Origin of the sequence: Bacillus sp. AFS001701 (genome assembly GCF_002559405.1) — a bacterium.
Lineage (GTDB): Bacteria > Bacillota > Bacilli > Bacillales > Bacillaceae_G > Gottfriedia.
Map to the genome: position 1 here is coordinate 1 of NZ_NTZO01000245.1, position 896 is coordinate 896.

Here is an 896-nt window from a genome sequence, read left to right on the forward strand (position 1 = left end):
TATTTGATTAGCTATAAATAAATTCTTAGATAAATAGATTAGTAAAGTTTAATGCTTAAAAAAACTATATTTTGCGATATCGATAAAATATCTATTCTAACTCTTACAGATCAATTGCTTAAATAATAGAAGGGCCGATAATAAACTAAATTATCAGCCCTATTAATCTATTAATATCCTATTAATAACTCTTACTACTTTTAAACAAAAAGTGAATTCAGTTATTAAGTCTAAATTAGCAAAGGATATTTACTCTAATACATAAGCTAACCTTTAGGAGTTATGCTTAGAATACAATTTATAAATTTAATTCCGAAATTCTATGAAAGGACTAATTCTTTCTTAGTGTATTCATATAAATTACCGAAGTTAATATATTCAAATTCAGATGAAATATTTTGTACAACATTTTTAGTATCAAATACACGTTTATTTGCCATACCGCTAAGTTCGTCCAAATTCAACCTTTTAAACTCATTGTGGTCTGTTAAGATTACAACTAAATCAGATTGATAGACAGATTCTCTTATATCCTCAATAACAAGATCATTAATCACATGTGGATCAAAAGCGCGGATTTCATATTTTGCTTGTTCTTTTAATTCATTTAGGATTTCAATTGCAGGACTTTCTCTTATGTCATCAACGTTTCCTTTATAAGTTAATCCAAATACTGTAATTACCTTTCCGTCAACCTTCTCCATTAACGTATTGATATTCTCCACTACAAAATTTGGCATTGAAGTATTAATTTCTCTTGCCAAATTTATCATTTTTGCAGTTTCTGGTGCTTTTGCAACGATAAAATATGGATCAACAGCTAAACAATGTCCGCCTACACCTGGGCCTGGTGTGTGTAAGTTTACCCTTGGATGTTTATTAGCCATTTCAATTAC

Annotated in this window: 1 protein-coding gene; it reads right to left on the reverse strand. The window is 28.8% G+C overall.

The features are described from left to right. Positions 1-320 precede the first annotated feature (320 nt). On the reverse strand, positions 321-896 hold a 576-nt coding region (locus CN514_RS16420; protein WP_286141722.1), incomplete at its 5' end, for a UDP binding domain-containing protein.